Source organism: Xanthobacter aminoxidans, from assembly GCF_043193615.1.
Lineage (GTDB): Bacteria > Pseudomonadota > Alphaproteobacteria > Rhizobiales > Xanthobacteraceae > Xanthobacter > Xanthobacter aminoxidans.
Genome location: NZ_JBAFUS010000002.1, coordinates 601,015 through 621,158 on the forward strand (window position 1 = coordinate 601,015; position 20,144 = coordinate 621,158).

Below are 20,144 nucleotides of genomic sequence, written 5' to 3' on the forward strand. Positions count from 1 at the left end.
GGACAAGCCCGGCCATGACGGCGGTAAGGGATGGGAGGACGCGGGGAGGGCGGGCGACGCCGGTGCGACGGCCGCCCGACGCTTACCTCACAGCCGGCTGAGCAGCTCGGCCTTCTTGGTGCTGAATTCCTGGTCGCTGAGGATGCCCTTGGCGTGGAGATCGGCCAGCTTCTCGATGGCGGAGATGATCTCGCTCTGACCCAGAGGCTGGGCGGTGCCATACGCCTGAGGCTGCGGCGCGAAGGACTGCGGCTGCGGCGCGGGCTCGTAGACGGGCGCCTGCGGGGCGTAAGCGGGCGCCTGCGGCGTATAGGCCGGCGCCTGCGGCGCGCCGCTCACGATGGGCAGGCTGGAGACGAACACCGTGCCGTACTGGCTGGTGAAGGTCAGGCTGCCCGATCCGCCCTGCTGCTGGGAGAAGCCGCCGATCTGGTGATCGAGGCTGTCATAGACCGTCACCTGGCCATTGAGGTCGATGGCGAGGCGGCGCGTGCCGGGGAAATAGGCGTAGCGCACGCCGTTCTGCGCGCCGGTGCTGGCCGGCTGGCCGAGATCGGCCGGCCACCAGTTGAAGCTGCCGGAGGCATCCGGCACGAACAGGCTGGGCTGGCTGCCGCCCATGTTCCCCCCGAAGCTGCCGCCCATGTTGCCGCCGAACCCGCCGCCGCCGCTGGTCTGCCACTGGCCGCCGCCGGAATAGCCGCCGCCCTGGTTCTGCGACTGGAAGCTGCCGCTCTGGGTGAGGCCGGGCTGGCTGGCGACGAGGCTCGACAGCTCGCTGCACAGGCCGTCCACCCGGCCCTTGAGGTAGCTGTTGAACATGTCAGAGACCATGGTCATCCCGCCCGCCATCCACTGGCCGGAGCCGCCGAATTCGGGGTGGTTGAACTGGGCCATGGAGCCGTTGCCGGCGATCACCGAGTACAGCATGGAGGTGACGGCATCCGGGCTGAAGCCGGTGCGCTGGGAGATGGCGTTTATGGCCGCCTGGCCTTCGGGCGAGAGCTGGGGCATGGGGGCTCCTGGGGTCGTGCGATCGGCAGGCGCGGAATGGCGCAGGCGTGTCGGCGTCGCGCGTGTTCTACCACGGCTCGCGGACAGTTCCCCGACACACTTGGGCGTGGCCGGCGCAGGGCAGCCCTGCGCGGGGCCGCCCCCTCCCGCGCTGCGACTAATGCTGGTGGCCGAACAGCTTGCCCTTCTCCGCCCACAGCACGAACACCAGCGCCAGCGCGCCGAGCACCAGATAGCCCATGGCGAGGGGCAGCACAGTACCGTCGAAATGGCTGCCGACGACGAAGCCCAGCACGGCGGACAGCAGCGTCGTGAAGCCGCCGATGAAGGAGGAGGCGGTGCCCGCCACGGCGCCGAGGGGCTCCATGGCCATGGAATTGAAGTTCGGCACCGTGAGCGCGAACAGGAACTGCCCCGCCGCCACGAGCCCGCAGAACAGCACGAGCGGCGGCTTGCCGTCCCAGACGATGCTGGAGGCCACCATCAGCCCGCCCGCCGCGATGAAGCCGAGGATGCCGCCATGGGACAGCCGCCGCATGCCGACCCGGTGCACGAGGCTGGCATTGAGGAAGGAGGCCACCGCCATGATGCCCGCCACCGCCGCGAAGGCGACGGGGAAGAGGTTGCCGAGGCGATAGACGTCGGTCTGGAACACCTGCGAGGCCGAGCCCACATAGGCCATCAGCGAGCCCATCATGAGCCCGATGGCCACCGCATAGCCCACCGAGCGGCGGGTGGTGAGGGTGAGCATCGCCGCCTTGCCGATGGAGCGCATCGAGAAGGGGATGCGGTATTCCGGATGCAGCGTCTCCGGCATCCTCAGGCCGAACCACGCGAACAGCGCGAGCGCCAGCAGCAGCATGGCCACGAAGATGAGGTGCCACGAGCCGAAGACGAGGATGAGGCTGCCCAGCGCCGGCGCGATGATGGGCACGGTGAGGAACACCATCATGCTCAGCGACATGATCCGCGCCATGTCGCGCCCCTCGAAGCGGTCGCGCACGATGGCGATGGCCAGCACCCGCCCCGCCGCCGCGCCCATGCCCTGGATCAGCCGGGCAAGGATGAGCACGTCGAAATCGCGGGTGAACAGGGCGATGAGGCTGCCCGCCGCATAGATCGCGAGGCCCGCGAACAGGATGGGGCGGCGCCCCAGCACGTCGGAGATGGGGCCGTAGAAGAACTGCGCGCCGCCGATGCCGATGAGATAGGCGTAGACCATCACCTGGACGTGATTGGGATTGTCCAGCGCGAAATCGGCCCGGATGGCGCCGAAGGCGGGCAGCAGATTGTCGATGGAGAAGGCGGTCATCCCCATGAGCAGGGCGATGAGCGCGACGAACTCCACCGCACCGGGACCGACCGAGCCGGGCTGCCCGGGCGCGGGACCGCGCGGACGCAGGGCAGAAGCGGGGGCTGGCGCCGGCGCGCGATGGGACTGTGACATGACAGGCTCGGGCGTTGGCGTGTCCCGCAACAGACACGGACATTCAGGACAGTGCCGGAGGGAACGGCAGGCGCGCGCTCGCGCGCACGTCTCACGAGGCAAGGTGCGCTGGCGCGCACGTCTCACAAGGGAAGGCGCGCGCTGGCGCAGTCCCCTCATAGGCGATGGGGGCGGCCAAGAGAAGGCTCGCAGAGAAGTCTTTGACGGACGGCCTGAGCGCCAGGGCAGGGTTCGAGGGGAAACGGCCCCTCCGGCCCCATCTCGCGGGGCGTCGCGCTTGCGTTGCGGCGCATCCTTTCGGTGCGCACGTGCTTCGTGTATAAGCCCGCGTTCCGATCCCGCGAACACAAGAGGAACGCCGGAGGCGCACCAGCGGGACGGACCGGACCGGACAACCGGCCGGCCTTATGCAAATGGAGAGTCAAATGGTGACCCGCCCGCAGTCCGCTCCCGTCCCTGGCGCCGAGGCTCCCCGCCGCGCCGAAGGCTGGCGTCCGGATAGCTGGCGATTTTATCCCGGCCTCCAGATGCCGTCTTATCCAGACAAGGCGCAGCTCGAGGAGGTCGAGAAGAAGCTCGCCTCCTACCCGCCGCTTGTGTTTGCAGGTGAGGCGCGCCGCCTGAAGGCCGAGATCGCCAAGGTCGCCCGCGGCGAAGCCTTCCTCTTGCAGGGCGGCGACTGCGCCGAGAGCTTCGACGAGCATTCGGCCGACAACATCCGCGATTTCTTCCGCGTCTTCCTGCAGATGGCGGTGGTGCTGACGTTCGCCGGCGGCTCGCCGGTGGTGAAGGTCGGCCGCATCGCCGGGCAGTTCGCCAAGCCCCGGTCCTCGGACACCGAGACCGAGAACGGCGTGACGCTGCCCAGCTACCGCGGCGACATCATCAACGACATCGCCTTCACGGAAGCCGCCCGCATTCCGGATCCGCGCCGGCAGCTCGATGCGTACCGCCAGTCGGCGGCGACGCTCAACCTTCTGCGCGCCTTCGCCAACGGCGGCTACGCCAACCTCGCCAACGCCCATGCTTGGATGCTGGGGTTCGTGAAGGATTCGCCCCAGTCCTCGCGGTATCAGGAACTGGCGAACCGGATCACGGAGGCGCTGGACTTCATGCGCGCCTGCGGGATCGATCCCAAGAGCCATCCCGAGATGAGCTCGACGGATTTCTTCACGAGCCACGAGGCGCTCCTGCTTGGCTACGAACAGGCCCTGACCCGCGTCGATTCCACGTCGGGCGACTGGTACGCGACCTCCGGCCACCTGCTGTGGATCGGCGACCGCACCCGCCAGCCGGACCATGCGCATGTCGAGTACTTCCGCGGCATCCGCAACCCGATCGGCATCAAGTGCGGCCCCTCCATCTCCCCGGAGGGCCTCATCCGCCTGCTGGACATTCTCCAGCCGGACAATGAGGCGGGCCGCATCACGCTGATCTGCCGCTTCGGCGCCGACAAGGTGGGCGACTACCTGCCGGGCCTCATCCGCGCGGTGGAGAAGGAAGGCCGCACCGTGGCGTGGTCGTGCGATCCCATGCACGGCAACACCATCAAGGCCGCCTCCGGCTACAAGACCCGCCCGTTCGAGCGGGTGCAGTCGGAGATCCGCTCCTTCTTCGACATCCATGCGGCCGAGGGCACCTTCGCCGGCGGCGTGCATCTGGAGATGACGGGCAAGAACGTCACCGAATGCACCGGCGGCGCCCGCGCCATCTCGGACGAGGACCTGCGCGACCGCTACCACACCTATTGCGATCCGCGCCTCAACGCCGAGCAGGCCATCGAGACCGCCTTCCTGGTGGCCGAACTGCTCAAGCGCGAGCGCCTCGCCCGCGGCCGGCCGCAGGTCGAAGCCGCGGAGTGATCCGCGGGTTCGACAAAACGCCACAAGGTCGAAGCCGCGGAGTGATCCGCGGGTTCGACAGACGGTGCAAATGAACGAACGGCGGGCCTCGGCCCGCCGTTCTTCGTTTTGGGGCCGCCCTACTGCCGTCATGGCCGGGCTTGTCCCGGCCATCCACGTGGCACGGCTGGGAATGAATGCCTGGCACGTGCCCGCTCGGCCCGACGTGGATACCCGGCACAAGGCCGGGTATGACGATTGTGATGGCGGAAGCGCCTTTTGAATTTCCGAGCAAAAGCTAAGCTGTGCGCCCCCCGCCGGGAGCGACCGCCATGTATCTCTCCGCCATCCTCGTGCTGATGCTGATCGCCCCGCTCGCGAGCATCCTTGTCGAGGCGCTGGTGGCGGGTGGGCCGCTGGCGCCACTGGTGCTGAAGTGGTTCGTGGTCTGGGGCGTCGGCGCGCGGCTCGGCCTCGCCGGCCTGAAGCAGGTGACGCAGCCGGCCTTCACGGCTGAGACCATCTTCGAGATCTCCGATCCCAAGGCGCAGGTGATCGTGCAGGAGCTGGGCTTCGCCAACCTGACCTTCGGCCTCCTCGGCCTCCTCTCCCTCGCCTTTCCGTCCTTCCTCTTGCCGGCGGCGGTGGGCGGCGGGCTGTTCTATCTCCTCGCCGGGGTGAAGCACGCGCTGCGGGCGGGCAAGACCCGCACCGAAACCATCGCCATGGTCTCCGACCTCGCCATCGCTGCGGTGCTCGCGGTGGCGCTGGCGGTGGCGCGGTGAGGGCGAACCCGTTGCAACAGGTTGGGCGAAAAACCGCCTGAACCGTTGACGAGCCTGACATCAAACAAAAAGCCGGCGCCGCCCTCGCGAGGCGGCGCCGGCCCTTAAGCGTCGCGGCTCACTTCACCAGCGGGCAGTTGCCGTCCTTGAGGGGGCGGAAGGCCTCGTTGGCGGGGATGGTGGAGACCACTTCGAACAGGTCCCACTCGCCCTTGCTGTCGGCGGGCTTCTTCACCTTCAGCAGGTACATGGGGTGGATGGCGCGGCCGTCGATGCGGATCTCGCCCTTGCCGAACAGGGGGTCATTGATGGGGGTGGCGCGCATCTGCTCCATCACCTTGGGCGCGTCCTTGGTCTTGGCGTCCTTGATGGCGTTCAGATAGTGCATGGCGCTGGAATAGACGCCGGCCTGGGCGCTGGTGGGCATCTTGCCGTTGAACTTGGCCCCGAAGCGCTTGGAGAAGGCGCGGGTGTCGTCGTTCAGGTCCCAGTAGAAGGCGTCGGTGAGCACGAGGCCCTGCGCCGCCTGGAGGCCGAGGGCCTTCACGTCGGACGAGAAGATGAGCAGGCCGGCGAGCTGCTGGCCGCCCTGGGTGATGCCGAACTCGGACGCCTGCTTGACCGCGGTGATGAGGTCGTTGCCGGCATTGGCGAGGCCGATGACCTTGGCGCCGGAGGACTGCGCCTGCAGCAGGAAGGAGGAGAAGTCGGTGGTGGAGAGCGGGTGCTTCACGCTGCCCGCCACCTTGCCGCCGGCCGCCTTCACCGCCGCCGAGGCGTCGCGCTCCAGCGCCGCGCCGAAGGCGTAGTCGGCCACGAGGAAGAACCACGGCGAGCCGCCCTGCTTGGTGAGGGCCGATCCGGTGCCGTTGGCCAACGCCCAGGTGTCGTAGGTCCAGTGCACGGTGTTGGGCGAGCACTTGGCGCCGGTGAGGTCGGAGGTGCCGCCGCCGGAGACGAGGAAGATCTTGTTCTTCTCTTTGGTGATGTCGTTGACCGCCAGCGCCACCGAGGAGGTGGTCACGTCGAGAATGGCGTCCACATTCTCCTGATCGTACCACTTGCGGGCGACGGAAGCGCCCACGTCCGGCTTGTTCTGGTGGTCGGCACCGACGACCTCGACCTTGAAGCCCTTGTTCTTGGCCATGAAGTCTTCGGCCGCCATCTGCGCCGCGACCACCGAGCCGGGGCCGGAAATGTCGGCGTAGACGCCGGACATGTCGTTGAGCACGCCGAGCTTCACCGTGGTGTCTTCGGCCTTGGCCGCGCCCGTCAACAGGGCGCCGATCGCCGCCGCCGCCAACAGGGCGCGCGAGTGCCGCATGATCCCAGACGTCATCGTCCTTCCTCCCTCTTTCATCGCCGATGCGGTGCGCGGGAACGCCTTTGGCAGCGCCGTGGCGGCGCCGTCCTCCCCGGCCCAGCGGCGTACTGCCGGGCCGTTTCGCATCTCGGTACCACGCTAACGGAGCGCGAGGCGCCCCGCCAGTTGTGCCTTAGACCAAGGGCGTAACCGGCGCGTGTCAGCGGCTGCCGCTGACCATGCCGGACACGCCGGCGAAGGCGCCCTCGACCAGCTCGGCCACGAGGAGGCGGCCGGGGTCCACCGGGCCGGGCAGCGTCACCTGGCCGAAGGGCACGCGGCGGAAGCCGAAGCGGGCGTAATAGGGCTCGTCCCCCACCAGCACGACGAGGCGGTGGCCCTGCGCCCGCGCCACGTCCAGCGCATGCTCCATCAGCCGCGCGCCGATGCCCACCGACTGGAACGGCGGCTCCACCGTCAGCGGGCCGAGCAGCAGGGCCGGCGTGGTGCCGATGGAGATCCGCGTGAGTCGCACCGATCCCACCAGCATGGTGCCGACCCGCGCCGTGAAGGAGAGGGCGCGCTCGTGCCCCGTCTGCTCCCGGATGCGGAAGGCGGTGCGGGCGAACCGGCCGGGGCCGAAGGTGCGCTCATGCAGCCGGTCGATGGCCGCGTCGTCGGCGGCCGTCTCCACGGCGATGGACAAGGGAAGCTCGGTCATGGGGAAAACTCGCAAGGCAGGGCAGAAGGCCCGCGAGTTCGGCGGGCCGGCTTCAGGCGGGCGTGACGGCGCGTGCGCGCATGCGCAGCGTGTCCGGTCGTCGTCGCTGAAGCCGAAGGCCCATGGTCCCCTCACGAGAATGGGGCGGGCGGATAGCATGGCGCGGGCGGAAGGTCCAGCGGGGGCGCCGGAGAGCCAGTGCCGCCGCAGTGGCTCCCCTCTCCCCTTGCGGGAGAGGGGGCGGGGGTGAGGGGGCTGCTCGGACCTAGGCAGCGTTGGGGACAAAGGGCGCCACACCCCTCACCCCAGCCCTCTCCCGCAAGGGGAGAGGGGGCTCGGGCGGTTCGGGGGCGGAAGGGCCTGTTCCCCCCAAAGCTCCGTCATCGCCCGGCTCGTCCGGGCGATCCACGGATGGGCTGGGGCAATCCTTGGGGCATCGCGCAGGCGGCGGGGTGGATCGCCCGGACGAGCCGGGCGATGACGCGCGAAATCAGCGGATGGCAGCGATGAGTGGGCCTGAGGCCCGCCCCTCAAGCCTTATAAATCCACGCGTAGCGATCCAGCAGCGCCGCGCCCTGCCGGCGCAGCACCAGGTCTCGGGCGAGGCGGGGGGCGCCGGAGAGGTGGTAGACCATGCCGTTGCGCCGCGCTTCCGACTGGATGCGCGCGGTGCGGCCGAGCCGCTCGGCCTCGTAGGCCTTGAGGGCGGTGGCGGCGTCGGTTTCCTTCTGGAGGGCGCGGGCGAGGGCCGCGGCATCCTCGATGCCCTGCGCCGCGCCCTGGGCGAGGAAGGGCAGCATGGCGTGGGCGGCATCGCCCAAGAGCGTCACGCGGCCGGTGCTCCAGCGGGGCAGGGGATCGATGTCGTAGAGGCCCCAGCACAGGAAATGCGGCGCCGCCTTCAGCAGCTCGCGCACCTCCGGCGCCCAGTCGGCGAAGGCGGCGTGGACGGCGGCGCCATCGCCCGGCGCGCTCCAGCGGGCCACCGGCTCGGTGTGCTTGACGATGGCGACGAGGTTCAGCGTCGCCCCGCCCTTCACCGGATAGACCACGAGGTGCGCATCGCGCCCCATATAGAGCCGCACGTCCGGCGGATGGCGGGCCGGCACGGGAATGGTGGCCCGGTAAGCGAGGCGCTGGGCGAACACCGGTGGCCGCGCGACGCCGAGATGCGCCCGCACCGCCGAGCGCACGCCGTCGGCGCCGACGAGGATGTCCGCGCCGTGGGCGATGAGATTCTCGCCCTGCTTCACCACCGCCCGCACGCCGCCGAAGGCGGGCTCCACGGCGGTCAGTTCGGCCCCGAGCGCGATCAGCACGCCCTCGGCCTGCGCCGCCTCGGCGAGGAGGTTCTGCAGATCGGCGCGGTGCACGACGAGGAAGGGCGCGCCATAGCGCGCGGCGGCCGGGCCGTAATGGGCGCGGGTGATGGTGGCGCCGCTGGCGCCGCTCCTCACATCGAGGGAGCGCGGCGTGACCGCCACCTGTTCGAGGCGCGGCAAGAGGCCGAACTCGCGGATGATGCGGGTGGCGTTGGGCGTGAGCTGGAGGCCGGCGCCCACCTCGCGCAGCTTGCGCGCCTGTTCCACCACCTGGACGGTGAGGCCGGCACGGCGCAGGGCGATGGCGCAGGCGAGCCCGCCGATGCCTGCGCCGACCACCACGGCGCTGCGCGCGGCGGTGCGGGGTTTCGCCCGGAAGGGGATGGGATCGGCCATGGCAGGACCCGGCTCCGTGAAGGAGCCGGCCGGATAGTCTTTCTTTGCGGCGGCGATCAGGCCGCGGGGATCAGGCCAGGGGGCAGCAGGCCGAGGATAGGGTCAGACGGGTGTTCCGCGGCGGTCAGGCCGCAGGTCTTGTGAGCGGGGCCGTTACCGGGCCGGCGCGTCACGCGGCGGATTTGGCCGCGGGCTCGCCGTGCCACACGGCCGCTTCCGGCTTCGCCGCGCCGGCGGCGAGCGCCGGGTTGTAGCGGTAGAGCGTGGAGCAGTAGGGGCACACGTGCTCGTCGTCGTCGCCGAGGTCGATGAAGATGTGCGGATGGTCGAAGGGCGGCTTCGCACCGATGCACATGAATTCCTTGCTGCCCACCTCGATGACGGTGACGCCGAGGTCGTTGCAGAAGTGGGGAATGCCGGTGTCCGCCATGGTTCCGCCCATGCTTGTCCAAAAAAGCGCCGCGACCTTAGCGTCTCATGGCCGCCTGCGAAAGGGTCTGGACCGCGGCAGATCGGCCGTCCATACCGCAGGCGCCGCCCCGCTCCGGGGCCGTGCGGAATCAACATCCGGCAGGGAGGGGTCACGTCCATGAGCACTACCACGTTCTCCACCCCTGCTGTGCCACGCGGCATTCTCCGCCGCGCCCATTGCACGGATGTGATTCCCCGCCAGCCCGGCTTCCGCCGCTAGCTTTTCGGACATCCAGGGGCCCGTGGTCCGCCACCCGCCTGCGCTCCTGCGCGGGGCGGGCAGCCGCTGACGCGCCCCTGTCCTCATCCTTTCGCGGCGTCGCGCGCCGCGTGACCCCGTCATCTGCGGCGCCATGCGCCGCGTGTCCCCGTTCGAATCAGGGACCGGCCTCTGGCGCCCCATGCGGCGCGGCCGGATCGTGTCATGTCGTTGTTCCAGACCCACAAGCGCGGGGTGTCTTTCCGCGCCATCTTCGCCTTCCTCTTCACCCATTGGGCGAAGCGGAAGGGAATCATCGCGGCCACTCTGGCCGCCGTCCTCGTCTCCACCCTCGCCGAGGTGCTGGTGCCGCTGTTCGCCGGCCGGCTGATCGACGCTTTGTCCCTCGCCGACCGCGAGACGGCCTGGCACCTCGCGACCATGGCCTTCCTCGCCATCGTCGGCCTCGGCGTGACGATGGTAAGCGCGCGGCATGCCACCTACTTCATCATCGTGCGGCTCACCTTGCGCATGATGTCGGACGTGGCGGCCGACGCCTTCGCGCGGGTGCAGCGCTTCTCGTCGGACTGGCACGCCTCCTCCTTCGCCGGCTCGACCGTGCGCAAGATCTCGCGCGGCATGTGGTCCCTCGACGTGCTGCACGACACCCTGCTGGTGGCGCTGTTCCCATCCGTGGTGGCGCTGGGCGGCACGGCGTTGCTGCTCGGCTGGAACTGGCCGGTGCTGGGCGCCGTGGTGGCGGTGGGGGCGGTGGCCTTCATCGGCCTCACGCTGACCCTCTCGCTGAACTACGTCGCCCCGGCGGCGCGCCTCTCCAATGCGTGGGACACGCGGGTGGGTGGCGTGCTGGCGGATGCGGTGGGCTGCAACGCCGTGGTGAAGGGCTATGGCGCCGAGGCCCGCGAGGAGGAGCGGCTGGAGCGGGTGCTCGGCAAGTGGAACGCCCGCACCTACCGCACCTGGATGGCGGCCACCTGGGCCGGCACGGCGCAGCTTCTGGCGCTGGTGGCGCTTCAGGCGTCCATCATCGGCACGGCTTTGGTGCTGTGGCACCAGGGGCAGGCGAGCGCGGGCGATGTGGCCTATGTGCTCACCTCCTACCTCGTGATCCACTCCTACCTGCGTGACATCGGCATGCACGTCCACAATCTCCAGCGCTCCATGAACGAGCTGGAGGAGCTGGTGGAGATCCACCACCAGACCGTGGGCGTGTCCGATGCTCCAAAGGCGGTGCCGGTGCAGGTGAAGGAGGGGGCCATCGCGTTCGAGAACGTGACCTTCCACTATGGCGGCCACGACAAGCCGCTCTACGAGAACCTCTCCGTCACCATTCCGGCCGGGGAGCGGGTGGGCCTCGTGGGGCATTCGGGCTCTGGCAAGACCACGTTCGTCAAGCTCATCCAGCGGATGCATGACGTGACCGCCGGCCGCGTCACCGTGGACGGGCAGGACGTGCGGGACGTGACGCAGGGCTCCCTGCGGCGCGCCATCGCCGTGGTGCAGCAGGAGCCGGTGCTGTTCCACCGCTCGCTGATGGAGAACATCGCCTATGGCCGGCCGGACGCCTCGTTCGAGGAGGTCCGGCGGGCCGCGGAGCTGGCCAATGCGGCCGACTTCATCGCCCGCCTGCCGCGCGGCTACGGCACGCTGGTGGGCGAGCGGGGCGTGAAGCTCTCCGGCGGCGAGCGCCAGCGCATCGCCATCGCCCGGGCCTTCCTCGCGGATGCGCCCATCCTGATCCTGGACGAGGCCACCTCCAGCCTCGATTCGGAATCGGAAGCGGCGATCCAGGACGCCATGGAGCGGCTGATGGTGGGGCGCACCACCCTGGTCATCGCCCACCGCCTGTCCACGGTGCGCTCCCTCGATCGCCTGATGGTGTTCGACAGGGGCCGCATCGTGGAGGAGGGCGACCACGACGCGCTGGTTCGCCGCGAGGGCGGCCTCTACCGCCGCCTGTTCGAGCGGCAGGCCATGGAACTGGCCAAGGGATTGGCGGCGTGATGCGAAAGGCCTTCCCGCCTGCGGGCGGGGAGGCCACCAAAGACTGGCGCCGTGATGCGGCCGGCGTGCCCTCACCACCCTCGCGCCCCGGACGCATGCAGCGATAGCGGAATGCGAGCCGGGGCCCAGCGCAAGAGTTCGCCGAAGGCGGCTCAAGCGGAAAGGCGGTCGGGCATTGCCGGCTGCGCCGGACTGTCCCCTGGGCCCCGGCTCGGCGCTCCGGCTGCGCCGTCGCTGGTCCGGGGCGCGATGGGACGACAAAAAAGCGAGGCCGCCCCCAACCCCTCAGAAATTCTTCTCCGGCCAGCGGCAGAGGTCGGTGATGAGGCAGCGGCTGCAGGCGGGCTTCGTCGCCTTGCAGATGTAGCGGCCGTGCAGGATGAGCCAGTGGTGGGCGTGCAGCTTGAAGCGGTCGGGGATGCGCGCCTCCAGCCCCAGCTCCACCGCCAGCGGCGTTGCGCCGGGGGCAAGGCCGGTGCGGTTGGCGACGCGGAAGAGGTGGGTGTCCACGGCGATGGTGGGCACGCCGAAGGCGATGTTCAGCACCACGTTCGCGGTCTTGCGCCCGACGCCCGGCAGCGCCTCCAGCGCCTCCCGGTCCCTGGGCACGACGCCGGCATGGCGTTCCAGCAGCAGGCGGGACAGCTCCACCACATTCTTCGCCTTGCCCCGGAACAGGCCGAGGGTGCGGATGTGGTGGGCCACCTGATCCTCCCCCAGCGCCACCATGGCGGCGGGGGTGGAGGCGGCGGCGAACAGGCCCTTGGTCGCCTTGTTCACCCCGGTGTCGGTGGCCTGCGCGGAGAGCACCACGGCCACCAGCAGGGTGAAGGCGTCGGTGTGGTCCAGCTCGCCCTTGGGCTCCGGGTCCTGCGCCTCGAAGCGGGTGAAGGCCTCGGTGATCTCGGCATCGGACCAGGGCGAGACGGTGCGGCCGTGGACCGCCGCCGCTGCATTGGCCACCGCCTTGTTGCGGCGGGGGAGGGGGGCGGCGGTTTTGCCGGTGGGCTTGGTCCCGGAAGACGTCTTGCCGCCCGAAGCCTTTGACGCTGGGGCCGCCTTCGCCGTGCCGCTTGCCGGAGCCTTGGCCGCCTTGCCCTTGGCCGGGGCCTTCGCCCCCTTCCCGGTGGTTCCCGACGCGCCGGCCGCGACCTTTGCCCCCTTCGTCGCGCGCGTTGGGCGCGGGGGCTTGGCGGCGTCAGCCTCCGGGAGGACGGCGGGTTTGGGCGGATTGATCCTGCGCGGCATTTTTCGGGTATACTGCCGAGCAATGCCCCAGACCAGCGACCGAGACATCGCACCCGAGACGGACGCGCAGGCTCCCGACGAGCCCGTCGTCTATGCGGTCACGCTCGCGCCGCACCGGTCCCTGTCCCGGCGCGGCTTCTTCTGGGTGATGGCGGGCATCGGGGCGGTGAGCTTCGTGTCGGGCGTCGCCTTCCTCGCCATGGGGGCGTGGCCGATCTTCGGCTTCTTCGGCCTCGATGTGCTGCTGATGTACATCGCCTTCCGCGCCAGCTTCCGCTCGGCCCGGGCGCGCGAACATATCCTCGTCACGCCCAGCCTCGTGGAAATCCGCCGCGAGCCGGCGGCGGGGCGCCCCTCCACCACACGGCTCAACCCGTTCTGGACCCGCCTGTGGCGTGAGGACGACGAGGAGCACGGGACGCTGGATGTTGCTCTCATCAGCGGCAAGCGCACCGTGCCCGTGGGCCGCTTCCTCGGCCCCGTCCAGAAGGCGGAGCTGGCGAGCGACCTCACCGAGGCGCTGGCGGTGGTGAAGAAGGGCGTGACGCGTAGTCACTTCTGAGGGGGCGGGCCAAGCCCGCGCGGCGTTTGAGCGAAGGCAACGTCAAAGCCCGCGCGGCGTTTGAGCGGAGGCAACGTCAAAGCCCGCGCGGCGTTTGAGCGGAGGCAACGCCAAAGCCCGCGCGGCGCCTGAGCGAAGAAACGCCCAACCACTCAGATAAACGGCCGTGTCACCATGCCGAGCAGGCCGCGGAAGCGGATGCGGCCGTCGAAGGCGGCGAGGCAGATGCACTCGCCGTCGTCGTCCACGCGGGGGGAATGGTCCACGTCGCCATCGCATTCCACCAGATCACCGGGGCCGTAATGGCCATCGGGATCGCTGAAGCCACCGCAGATGACGTGGGTGAATTCCAGCCCCGCATGGGTGTGCTGGGGAATCGCCCGCCCCGGCGCGATGCGGAACAGCAGCACCTGCGCGTCCGGGTCTTCTTCCAGATGCACGAGGCCGAGCCGTACGCCGGGCGCCACCGGCACCAGACGGCCGATGCGGCGCGACGCAATGGCCGGCGGCAGCACCACGCCGGGTGGCAGCTTCAGCCCCTCGGGCAGCGGCCAGCGCTTCGGCGATGTTGCTCCGGCGGCTTCGGCATGATGGAGCGCAACGGGATTGCGGCGTGGGGAGAGGCCGTCGAGCCGCGCCAGTGCACGATCGAGGGCATCAGGGGCGAGGGCGAGGGGATCACAGGCGTCCAGCAGCGCGCCGCCGACGGACATCAGCCGCGCCACCATCGCGCGGCATTCGGGGCAGCCGTCGAGATGCACATCCACCAGCAGACGGGGACCGGCCGGCAGCGTGCCCGCCGCGTAGCGCAGCAGGGTCTCGGTGCCGGGATGGGTCGAAGCACTCATTTCAGGTCTTCCAGCAAAGCGCGCAGACGATTGAGCGCGAGGCGCACGCGCGACTTGGCGGTGCCCAGCGGAATGCCCAGCTCCTGCGCGATCTGCGAATGGGGCTTCTCCTGAAAGAAGGAGAGGCGGACGATGGTGGCCTGTTCCTCCGACAGCTTGGCGAGGGCGGCGCGCACCCGCGCTTCCCGCTCGGCGGTCATGAGGATGGTCTCGCCCGAGGTCTCGTCCACCTCGTCCTCGTGCGTCTCCGCTTTGTAGGTATCACCATAGCGCTCGCGGCGCTTGAGGTCGATGGAGAGGTTGCGGGCGATGGTGAAGATCCAGGTGGAGGCGGCGGCGCGGGTGGGGTCGAAATAGGCCGCCTTGCGCCACACCGTCAGCAGGGTTTCCTGCGCCAGCTCCTCGGCGGCATTGGCCGGGAGCCCGCTGCGCACGAGATAAGATTTCACCCGCGGCGCGAAATGGCGGAACAGCCGGCCGAAGGCCTCGCGATCGGCCCGCGTGGCGATGGCGACGATGAGCGCGCTCAGCTCGGCCCCTGAGGCGGCGACCCGTGGCTCCGCAGGCTGGACGCTCATGGCGCTCGCTCCGCCCGGACGAATGCCGCCGTCGGGCAGCGTTCGTGTGCGACGCGGCTTCGGCAGTTCGACGATGAGACTGGGCTCGGCGACATTCATGCTCTCGATACGCGGCACGCGGCCGGGCGGATGACGGGGCCGGCCCGGAAAAATCGTCCGGACCCGCCCCCTGACCACCGGCGCAAGCCGGACCCTAGCCGAGCGGCGGGTCCGGCTCCACCAACGTCACCGTGACCGCGCGTCAGTACTCGATGACGCCCTCAAGGGCGTAGTGCTTCACGCTCTTGCGGTTGGCGATCAGCTCGTCGATGGCGGGCTCGCCCTTGAGCGCGCGGGAGATGGCGAGCTTGGTCGCCTCGTAATTGGTGCGGTAGAGGTCGGCCTTGTCGAGGTTGGGGTCCTCGGCGCAGCGGGGGTCCAGCCACACCATGATGATCATGGCCAGCTCGTCCACCTGGTCCTTGGGGATGATGCCCTCGCTGACGCAATCGACGATGGCGTCGCCCATGGCCGCCTGCACCACGCCGCCCAGCAGTTCCACATATTCGGCGGTGTGGATGGTGGCCTTGGTGGTCATCATCGTCGCGGGGCGCACCATCTGGTTGAGGTCGCGCACCACGAACATGCGGGTGTGGCCCTGCACCTGCCCCATCATGGAGGCGAAGGCCTGACCCACCGGGCCGCGCACCGAGCCGATCAGCACTTCCGGCATGGCATCCGTCGCCTGCCCGTCCGCCGCCAGCACCGTCGCCTCGCCCGCCTTGAACCAGATGTCGCTCATCATTTCCTCCTCGTTGGGAGGCGGCAGCAAAGCACCCGCCGCCCCGCCCGTCCAAGGCGACGCTGCGTCGCTGGTGCCGAAAGGCATGGGGACAGCGCCTCGCCTTGAACGGCGGCGCAGGCCGTGGCACCTCTGGCGAAAGAGGGGTGCCCGCGGGCGATTCGCGCCCGCACCTGATGGAGGCAGCGATGCCCACGCTCTTCCGCATTCTGGTGGTGCTGGCCGTGCTCGGCGGCCTCGGCTATGCCGCCCTGTGGGCGCTCGCCACACGGGTGGAGCCGCAGGAGCGGGAACTCTCCTTCACCGTCGCCCCCGAAAAGATCGGCAAATGACCACGCCCGGCGCGACGGCCCAGGGCCCGCTCGCGCTGTTCCTCGACATGCAGGCGGTGGAGCGCGGCGCGGGTGCCAACACGCTGGACGCCTACCGGCGCGACCTGACCGACCTCGCCGATTTCCTCGCCCCCCGCGCCATCGCGACCGCCGACACGCAGGCCATCCGCGACTGGCTCGCCGATCTCTCAGCCCGCGGCTACAAGGCCACCACCGTGGCGCGGCGCCTCTCCGCCGTGCGCCAGTTCTTCCGCTTCCTCTATGCCGAGGGGCACCGGGGCGATGATCCCGCCGCCGTGCTGGAAGGCCCAAGGCGCGGGCGGCCCCTGCCCAAGGTGCTCACGGTGGAGGAGGTCTCCACCCTGATCGAGACCGCCCACGCGCGTGCGGCGGAGGTTCCGGCGGCGGAGGGGGAGGCGCTCGCCAAGGCGCGCGCGGAGATGCTGAAGCGCCGGCGCACCGCCGCCGTGGTCGAACTGCTCTACGCCAGCGGCCTGCGCATTTCCGAACTCGTCTCGCTGCCGGCCGCCGCCGCGCGGGCGAAGGGCGACGCCATCCTCGTCACCGGCAAGGGCCGCAAGGAGCGGCTCGTGCCCCTCTCCGACCCCGCGCGGGCGGCCATGGCGGCCTATCTCGACGCGCGCAAGGCGGCGGGGCTGGAGGCGTCGCGCTGGCTGTTTCCCTCCTCCAGCGAGAGCGGCTACGTCACCCGCCAGCAGGCGGCGCGCGACCTGAAGGAGCTGGCGCTGGCGGCCGGGCTGGATCCCGCCAAGCTCTCTCCCCACGTCCTGCGCCACGCCTTCGCCAGCCATCTTCTGGCGCATGGCGCGGATTTGCGCGTGGTGCAGACCCTGCTCGGCCATGCCGACGTCTCCACCACCCAGATATACACCCACGTTCTCGACGAACGCCTCAAGAGCATGGTGCGCGACCTTCATCCGCTTTCGGACGAGTGAGGGGGGCTGAGGCGCCCCGGTTCCCCGGACAAGCGACGGCGCAGCCGGAGCGCTGATCCGGGGGCCAGCGCAAGAGTTCCCGCGCAGCGGGGCAAAGCTCGAGGGCGGCGGGATCAGGAAGCGCCTGCGGCGGCGCCTTGCGCTGGACCCCGGATCGCATTCCGCTATCGCTGCATGCGTCCGGGGTGCGAGAGCGGGTGATGCGTGTTCGCCCCCTCAGAACCGCGTCACCACGGCGGCGAGGGGCGGGCGGGGGCGGTCTTCCAGCTTCTGGGTGGCGGTGCCGATATAGATGAAGCCGACGAAGCGCTCGAACTCTTCGAGGCCCAGCGCCGCGCGGGCGTTGGCGTCGTAGGTCGTCCATTCGGTCAGCCAGGTGGCGCCGTAGCCCAGCGCCGCGCAGGCGACGAGGATGTTCTGGCAGGCGGCGGCCGCCGACAGCAGCTGCTCGTATTCCGGGATCTTCACATGCGGCGCGGCGCGCGACACCACCGCCACCACCAGCGGCGCGCGCAGGAAGCGGGCGCGCTCATCCTCCAGCCGCTTCTCGCCGACACCGGGATCGGATGCCGCGAGCGCCTCCGCCAGCAGGGCGCCGGCCCGGTCGCGGCCGTCCCCCTCCAGCACGATGAAGCGCCAGGGGGCGAGCTTGCCATGGTCCGGCACCCGCGCGCCGATGGTGAGAATGGTGTCCAGCTCCTCCAGCGAGGGGCCAGGGGCGACAAGATCGATGACGCGCGAGGAGCGGCGGGTGGCGAGGAGGGCGATGGTCTCGGGGCTCACAACAGTCATGGGGCAACGGCTTCCGATGAAAAGGTTCCGGGGCAATCTACAGAGGGCCCACCCGGGAAGGAACCGCGCGGGCGCGGCGGCAACCGGCCGCAGGCTGACGCGGCGGGTGACTTGAATCCGCCCCGAATTTTGTGCACGTCAGGAGGCATGATCCGCTTCGCTCGTGCTTTCCCTCGCCTCCGCCGCCCCGGACCGGCCGCCCCGGCCGCGCGGATGCTGGCGGCCGGGCGCGCGATGCGGGTGGTTGTGCTGGGTTTCTGGGCCGTGATGGCCCCCCTGGGGCTCGTTGCGGGCACAGGGCCGGCCGCGGCGCAGTCCATGCAGTTCCTCGGCCCGTCCGCCGCGCCGCCGCCCGCCGGGCCGTTCGGCACCCCGCCCGCCGCGCGGCCGACCGGGCTGCCTCCGGGCCTGCCGCCGCCCCCCGGCCAGCCGGGTCCCTCGGCGCAGGCCGGCCCGTCGGGTCGCGAGCCCCATGCGGTGCTGCCGCCGGCCCCTCCCGGCAAGGCGGCGCTGGGCGTCTATGCCCGTTTCGGTGCGGAAGGCGGCCCCATTTCGCGCGGCCTCGTCTGGCGCGTCTTCGCCGACCAGCCCGAGGCCTCCACCGGCGCCTTCCCGCTGGTGGCGGAAAGCTCGGAGCACGCGCCCGTCTTCTTCCTCAATCCGGGCGGCTACATCGTTCACGTCAGCTACGGCTTCGCCACCACGGCGCAGCGGGTGCAGATGGGGCCGGTCTCGCGCCGGCAGGCGTTCGACCTTCCGGCCGGCGCCCTGCGCCTCGCCGCCGACGTGGACGACAAGCCGATCCCCGCCCAGAGGCTCACCTTCGACATCTTCGAGGGCTCGTTCCTGCAGGGCCGCACCTCCAGCCAGCCTTATTATCGCGGCGCCGCCGCCGGCGACGTGGTGCTGCTGCCGGAGGGCACCTATCACGTGGTCTCCACCTATGGCGACGCCAACGCCGTGGTGCGCGCGGACGTGATCGTCCAGCCCGGCAAGCTCACCGATGCCACGGTCCACCACCGGGCGGCGCAGATCAGCCTGAAGCTGGTGAAGGTGGCCCACGGCGAGGCGCAGGCCGACACCCAGTGGACGGTCATCACGCCCGGCGGCGACACCATCAAGGAATCCATCGGCGCCTTCCCGACCATCGTGCTCTCGGAAGGCGACTATTCCGTCATCGCCCGCAAGGACGGCAAGAATTACAGCCGCGACATCAAGGTCGAGGCCGGCAAGAATCAGGAGGTGGAGGTTCTGGCGAAGTGACGCCCGGCCGCCATCCCGTCCGGAGGGTTCCCATGGTGCGTCTTGTCCTGCGCGCGACCGGCGTCGTCGCGCTCCCCGCCCTCGTCGCCTTGAGCCTCGCCTCGCCGTTTCTCGCCGCCGCGCCCGCCCGCGCCGCCGACGCCGCAGCCGGGCGCTCGCTCGCCGAGCGCTGGTGCGCCAGCTGCCATGTGGTCGGCACCGCGCCCCAGAGCGCCGCCAGCGACGCCCCCACCTTCGCCGCCATAGCCGCCCGAGACGGCGACGTCTCCGGCGCTCCGTCTGGTTCCTGGCTGGCCTTCCGCCTGCTGAAGCCGCACCCCCAGATGCCGCAGGTCTCCCTCACCCGCGCCGAGGCGGCGGACCTCGCGGCCTATTTCGCGACGCTGAGGAAATAATCGGCCCCTCGGCCGGCGCGTGCGTTTCCCAAAAGACACACAAGCGAAACTGTTCAGCTCAAGTTCCCTGCCGCCTTGCGGGGGGGGGCGGGTGGGGCCGCATGCTGCACGCGCTGCGTTGCAGCAGTGTCTTCCAGTCCCCGTTGGTCTCCCCCCTTGAGGTCGCCCCATGCGCGCTCGTTCTTCCGCCGCCGTAGTCGCGTCGCTCGCCTTGATCCTCGGCGCCTCCCATGGCGCCCTGGCGGCGCCGCCGGTGGAGCAGCCGGCCTTTTCCTGGACCGGCTTCACTGTAGGTCTGGACGTCGGATATGCCTGGGCGCAGGCGAGCGGGCAGGATTGCAACTGGGGCCGCAACAAATGCCCGGCCTATTCCACCGGGGCCGACGGCATCGTGGGCGGTGCCTATGCCGCCTTCAACTGGCAGGTGGACCACATCGTGCTCGGCATCGAGGGCGATATCGAAGGGTCCGCAGTCACCGGCACCTCGGCCTTCTCCAGCCCTTTCACCAACTACCTCTACGGCCATGCGGTGGACGAGAGCTGGCAGGCCTCGCTGCGCGCGCGCCTTGGCTACGCATTCGACCGCACGCTCGTCTATGTGACGGGCGGCGTCGCCTATGCCGATGTCTTCAACAATCTGTGGCGGCTGGGAAAATCGTTCCACGCCTACAGCGAAACCCGTCCGGGCTGGACCGTGGGCGCTGGCGTCGAGCAGGCCCTCTCCGATCACTTCACCGCCCGCCTCGAATATCGCTACACCGGCTTCGACAGCTCCGAGAACTCGGTGGGCACCAATTCCACGATCCTGCAGGACCTGAACCAGCAGGCCATCCGCATGGGCATCGGCTACAAATTCTGACCGGTG

The 20,144-nt window shown here is 70.1% G+C and carries 20 protein-coding genes; 9 read left to right on the forward strand and 11 right to left on the reverse strand.

Features of this window, described 5'->3' with window-relative positions; genetic code table 11:
- Window positions 1-87 precede the first annotated feature (87 nt).
- Both V5F74_RS11805 and V5F74_RS11810 read right to left on the reverse strand, forming a co-directional pair.
- The gene (locus tag V5F74_RS11805) at window positions 88-1,014 is read right to left on the reverse strand and encodes an SHOCT domain-containing protein (RefSeq protein ID WP_394008212.1); all 927 of its coding nucleotides are present in this window, start codon (window positions 1,012-1,014) and stop codon (window positions 88-90) included.
- 157 nt (window positions 1,015-1,171) lie between these two features.
- The gene (locus V5F74_RS11810; protein WP_394008214.1) at window positions 1,172-2,461 is read right to left on the reverse strand and encodes a multidrug effflux MFS transporter; all 1,290 of its coding nucleotides are present in this window, start codon (window positions 2,459-2,461) and stop codon (window positions 1,172-1,174) included.
- 425 nt (window positions 2,462-2,886) lie between these two features.
- Between V5F74_RS11810 and V5F74_RS11815 the strand changes: the two genes are divergently transcribed.
- A complete protein-coding gene (locus V5F74_RS11815; RefSeq protein WP_029559062.1) occupies window positions 2,887-4,323 on the forward strand; it encodes a class II 3-deoxy-7-phosphoheptulonate synthase in 1,437 nt (478 codons plus the stop codon).
- Window positions 4,324-4,634: 311 nt separating this feature from the next.
- Window positions 4,635-5,087, forward strand: coding sequence for a DUF6790 family protein (locus tag V5F74_RS11820; RefSeq protein ID WP_394008216.1), 453 nt, complete (start codon window positions 4,635-4,637; stop codon window positions 5,085-5,087).
- Between the two features lie 118 nt (window positions 5,088-5,205).
- Here V5F74_RS11820 and V5F74_RS11825 read toward each other — a convergent pair whose 3' ends face one another.
- From V5F74_RS11825 to V5F74_RS11840, 4 genes are all read right to left on the reverse strand, one after another.
- A complete protein-coding gene (locus V5F74_RS11825) occupies window positions 5,206-6,426 on the reverse strand; it encodes an ABC transporter substrate-binding protein (RefSeq protein ID WP_394008217.1) in 1,221 nt (406 codons plus the stop codon).
- 184 nt (window positions 6,427-6,610) lie between these two features.
- Window positions 6,611-7,111 (reverse strand): GNAT family N-acetyltransferase, encoded by a 501-nt coding sequence (locus V5F74_RS11830; RefSeq protein WP_024278326.1) that lies wholly within the window; start codon window positions 7,109-7,111, stop codon window positions 6,611-6,613.
- Window positions 7,112-7,641: 530 nt separating this feature from the next.
- Window positions 7,642-8,829, reverse strand: coding sequence for an FAD-dependent monooxygenase (locus tag V5F74_RS11835; RefSeq protein ID WP_394008219.1), 1,188 nt, complete (start codon window positions 8,827-8,829; stop codon window positions 7,642-7,644).
- Window positions 8,830-8,998: 169 nt separating this feature from the next.
- Window positions 8,999-9,259, reverse strand: coding sequence for a zinc-finger domain-containing protein (locus V5F74_RS11840; RefSeq protein WP_024278328.1), 261 nt, complete (start codon window positions 9,257-9,259; stop codon window positions 8,999-9,001).
- Between the two features lie 465 nt (window positions 9,260-9,724).
- On the opposite strand from V5F74_RS11840, the gene V5F74_RS11845 reads away from it, so the two are divergent.
- On the forward strand, window positions 9,725-11,524 hold the full coding sequence (locus V5F74_RS11845) for an ABC transporter ATP-binding protein (RefSeq protein WP_394008221.1): 1,800 nt from the start codon (window positions 9,725-9,727) through the stop codon (window positions 11,522-11,524).
- A gap of 285 nt (window positions 11,525-11,809) precedes the next feature.
- Here the strand turns inward: V5F74_RS11845 and nth are convergent, their stop codons facing one another.
- Window positions 11,810-12,772, reverse strand: a complete 963-nt coding sequence (gene nth / locus V5F74_RS11850) for an endonuclease III (RefSeq protein ID WP_394008223.1) — start codon at window positions 12,770-12,772, stop codon at window positions 11,810-11,812.
- A 22-nt stretch (window positions 12,773-12,794) separates the two neighbouring features.
- Between nth and V5F74_RS11855 the strand changes: the two genes are divergently transcribed.
- The gene (locus V5F74_RS11855; protein ID WP_394008225.1) at window positions 12,795-13,334 is read left to right on the forward strand and encodes a DUF2244 domain-containing protein; all 540 of its coding nucleotides are present in this window, start codon (window positions 12,795-12,797) and stop codon (window positions 13,332-13,334) included.
- 152 nt (window positions 13,335-13,486) lie between these two features.
- Here the strand turns inward: V5F74_RS11855 and V5F74_RS11860 are convergent, their stop codons facing one another.
- From V5F74_RS11860 to fae, 3 genes are all read right to left on the reverse strand, one after another.
- Window positions 13,487-14,182 (reverse strand): ChrR family anti-sigma-E factor, encoded by a 696-nt coding sequence (locus V5F74_RS11860; RefSeq protein ID WP_394008227.1) that lies wholly within the window; start codon window positions 14,180-14,182, stop codon window positions 13,487-13,489.
- Window positions 14,179-14,760 carry a sigma-70 family RNA polymerase sigma factor gene (locus tag V5F74_RS11865; protein ID WP_250168684.1) on the reverse strand — a complete coding sequence of 194 codons (582 nt, stop codon included), beginning with the start codon at window positions 14,758-14,760 and terminating at the stop codon, window positions 14,179-14,181. The genes V5F74_RS11860 and V5F74_RS11865 overlap by 4 nt, the downstream gene beginning before the upstream one ends.
- Before the next feature lie 241 nt (window positions 14,761-15,001).
- A complete protein-coding gene (gene fae, locus V5F74_RS11870; protein WP_394008228.1) occupies window positions 15,002-15,541 on the reverse strand; it encodes a formaldehyde-activating enzyme in 540 nt (179 codons plus the stop codon).
- Window positions 15,542-15,729: 188 nt separating this feature from the next.
- Between fae and V5F74_RS11875 the strand changes: the two genes are divergently transcribed.
- Both V5F74_RS11875 and V5F74_RS11880 read left to right on the forward strand, forming a co-directional pair.
- Complete coding sequence (locus tag V5F74_RS11875) at window positions 15,730-15,873, forward strand: hypothetical protein (RefSeq protein WP_024278335.1); 144 nt, start codon at window positions 15,730-15,732, stop codon at window positions 15,871-15,873.
- Window positions 15,870-16,829 carry a site-specific tyrosine recombinase XerD gene (locus V5F74_RS11880; protein WP_394008230.1) on the forward strand — a complete coding sequence of 320 codons (960 nt, stop codon included), beginning with the start codon at window positions 15,870-15,872 and terminating at the stop codon, window positions 16,827-16,829. Before V5F74_RS11875 ends, V5F74_RS11880 begins: the two co-directional genes overlap by 4 nt.
- A gap of 216 nt (window positions 16,830-17,045) precedes the next feature.
- On the opposite strand, the gene V5F74_RS11885 is transcribed toward V5F74_RS11880, so the two are convergent.
- On the reverse strand, window positions 17,046-17,621 hold the full coding sequence (locus V5F74_RS11885; RefSeq protein ID WP_394008232.1) for a nitroreductase family protein: 576 nt from the start codon (window positions 17,619-17,621) through the stop codon (window positions 17,046-17,048).
- A 267-nt stretch (window positions 17,622-17,888) separates the two neighbouring features.
- On the opposite strand from V5F74_RS11885, the gene V5F74_RS11890 reads away from it, so the two are divergent.
- From V5F74_RS11890 to V5F74_RS11900, 3 genes are all read left to right on the forward strand, one after another.
- Window positions 17,889-18,884: a hypothetical protein gene (locus V5F74_RS11890; RefSeq protein WP_394008898.1), complete on the forward strand. Its 996-nt coding sequence runs from the start codon at window positions 17,889-17,891 to the stop codon at window positions 18,882-18,884.
- Between the two features lie 32 nt (window positions 18,885-18,916).
- The gene (locus tag V5F74_RS11895; protein WP_394008234.1) at window positions 18,917-19,279 is read left to right on the forward strand and encodes a c-type cytochrome; all 363 of its coding nucleotides are present in this window, start codon (window positions 18,917-18,919) and stop codon (window positions 19,277-19,279) included.
- 169 nt (window positions 19,280-19,448) lie between these two features.
- Entirely contained in the window at window positions 19,449-20,138 is a 690-nt protein-coding gene (locus V5F74_RS11900; RefSeq protein ID WP_394008236.1) for an outer membrane protein, read from the forward strand.
- The last annotated feature ends 6 nt before the right edge of the window (window positions 20,139-20,144 follow it).